Annotated in this window: 3 protein-coding genes; 1 reads left to right on the top strand and 2 read right to left on the bottom strand. The window is 73.5% G+C overall.

All coding sequences use genetic code 11. The features are described from left to right. A partial coding sequence (locus tag ESO86_RS15295; RefSeq protein ID WP_129235748.1) for a DNA polymerase III subunit gamma and tau occupies positions 1 to 1,217 on the bottom strand: 1,217 nt, incomplete at its 3' end. 201 nt (positions 1,218 to 1,418) lie between these two features. Here ESO86_RS15295 and ESO86_RS15290 point away from each other — a divergent pair. Further along, entirely contained in the window at positions 1,419 to 1,793 is a 375-nt protein-coding gene (locus ESO86_RS15290) for a TraR/DksA family transcriptional regulator (RefSeq protein ID WP_129235747.1), read from the top strand. A 7-nt stretch (positions 1,794 to 1,800) separates the two neighbouring features. Here the strand turns inward: ESO86_RS15290 and ESO86_RS15285 are convergent. Continuing rightward, positions 1,801 to 2,614 (bottom strand): MFS transporter (locus ESO86_RS15285; protein ID WP_129235746.1); only part of this gene is annotated, 814 nt, incomplete at its 5' end.

Below are 2,614 nucleotides of genomic sequence, written 5' to 3'. Positions count from 1 at the left end.
GGGGCCGGAGCCGCGGTCGCCGCCGGCGCGGGCGCTGCGCCGGAGGCATCCGTCACCCCGACGCGGCGTTCGAGCCGCTCGACGCGCGCGAGCGCGCCACGCTCGGTCTCGTCGCTCGACGGGACGAGGACGCGCGCGAGCATGAGCTCGAGGTGGAGGCGCGGCGAGGTCGCACCGGTCATCTCGGTGAGGGTCTGGTTGACGAGGTCGGCCACGCGCGAGAGCTCGGCGGCACCGAACACGGACGCCTGGGTCGCCATGCGCGCGAGCTCGTCGGCCGGCACGCCGCGCAGCACGGCGGCCGCAGCCTCGGGGGTCGTCGCGGCCACCACGATGAGGTCGCGGAGCCGTTCGAGCAGGTCCTCCACGAACCGGCGCGGGTCTTGGCCGGTCTGCATGACGCGATCGGCGGCGGCGAACGCGCGCGCGGCGTCGGCGGCCCCGATCGCCTCGACGACGTCGTCGAGGAGGGCGCCGTGCGTGTAGCCGAGCAGGGCGACGGCGCGCTCGTACCCGACCGTCGTCCCCTCGGACCCGGCGATCAGCTGGTCGAGCAGCGACAGCGTGTCTCTCGGCGAGCCGCCGCCGGCCCGCACGACGAGCGAGAGCACCCCGGGCTCGACCTGCACGCCCTCTTCGTCGCAGAGCTTCTGCACGTAGTCGAGCATGGGGGCCGGCGGAACGAGCCGGAACGGGTAGTGGTGCGTGCGCGAGCGGATGGTGCCGAGCACCTTGTCGGGCTCGGTCGTCGCGAAGATGAACTTCACGTGCTCGGGCGGCTCCTCCACGAGCTTCAGCAGCGCGTTGAAGCCCTGCGGCGTCACCATGTGCGCCTCGTCGAGGATGAAGATCTTGTACCGGTCGCGGGCCGGCGCGAACACCGCGCGCTCACGCAGGTCGCGGGCGTCGTCGACGCCGTTGTGGCTCGCCGCGTCGATCTCGACGACGTCGAGCGAGCCGCCGCCCGCTCGCGAGAGCTCGACGCAGCTCGGGCACACGCCGCACGGCGTGTCGGTCGGCCCCTCGGCGCAGTTCAGGCAGCGCGCCAGGATGCGCGCCGAGGTCGTCTTGCCGCAGCCGCGAGGGCCGGAGAAGAGGTACGCGTGGTTCACCCGGTCGGTACGGAGCGCCGTCATGAGCGGCTCGGTGACCTGCGACTGGCCGATCATCTCGGCGAAGGTCTCGGGCCGGTAGCGGCGATAGAGGGCGGTGACCACGGGTCAATGGTAGTCGCGGCCCCCGACAGCCCCGCCTCGCCGCCGACGACGTCGACCCGAGCGGCACGCAGGCCGGTCGCGGCACGCCGCCGGGCCGTTCGACCCGGCCGCGAGGTCGGCGGGCTGGCATAGGATCGGTGGACCGCATCGGAGCGGACACGCCATCCCACCGCCCCGGTGCACGACGACGGAGGTGGTCACGTGACGACGGGGGTCCGCACAGCCGAGCAGCTCGAGCGGTTCCGAGAGCTCCTGCTCGCGGAACGGCGCGAGGCCGAGGAGCGCCTCGCCGAGCAGAGCGAGGGGATCACGGCGGTCCGCGAGGCGAGATCCGACACGTCGGTCGACGACGAGCACGACCCCGACGGCCCGACCATGAGCCAGGAGTGGTCGCAGCGCACGGCGGTGCTGCACGACGTCGAGCACGAGCTCGCCGACATCGACCACGCGCTCGCACGCATAGACGAAGGCACCTACGGCGTCTGCGAGCGGTGCGGCAACAAGATCACGGTCGCACGGCTCGAGGCGCGGCCGACCGCGACGCTCTGCATCGACTGCGCGCGCCTCATCCGCTGACGCGAGCTCAACGCGGCGACTCGACGACGGCGCCGAGGTCTGCGACGGATGCCTCGTCGCCCGCCTCCGACACTGAGCCCCCGCCCCGTGCGCTCGACAACCCGTCGAACGCACGCAGCACGAGCGGGCTCGCGCCGAGCACCGCGTAGAGCACGGCCGCACCCGCCACGACCGGCACGAACCCGAACGCGTCGACCGCGGCACCGGCCGCGAATGCTCCGATCGGCATCGACGCCGCGACCCCCGAGGTGATCGCGCCGAACACCCGGGCGCGCATGCCGTCGGGCACGACGCCGAACAGGGCCGTCGAGATCATCGGGTTGAGCGCCCCGGCCGCGAGGCCGGACAGTGCGAGCACGACGAACAGCACCTCGACCGGCACGCCGAGCGCCATCGCCGCGTACGGCGGCGCACCCGCGAGCATGAAGCACGCGGCGAACATGACGCGCCCCGAGGCGCGATGGCCGATGAGCCCGAACACGGCCGAACCCGTCAGCGCGCCGGCGGCGAAGCAGCCGATCATGAACCCGAGCGAGGCGGGATCGCCGAGCACCTGCGAGGCGTACACGGGCTTCAACACGGTCATGCCGGCCGCGTCGATGGCGTTCGTGAGGGTCACGAGCAGCACCACGGCGAGCGCGAGCGGCGTCTTCGCGATGAAGCGGATACCGGCGACGAAACCGGCCGCGCTCTCCGCCGCGCTCGCGTGGCCCGACTCCGCAGCCCCGCGCTCCTGGACGGCGTCCGGCACGGCGGCCGCCAGGCGCGTGCGCGAGGGCACGAGCAGCGCGATGAGGATCGCCGACACGGCGAAGCCGGCG

This window comes from Agromyces binzhouensis (genome assembly GCF_004135055.1).
Classification (GTDB): Bacteria; Actinomycetota; Actinomycetes; order Actinomycetales; family Microbacteriaceae; genus Agromyces; species Agromyces binzhouensis.
This window is presented reverse-complemented; position numbering and strand designations above follow the sequence as displayed.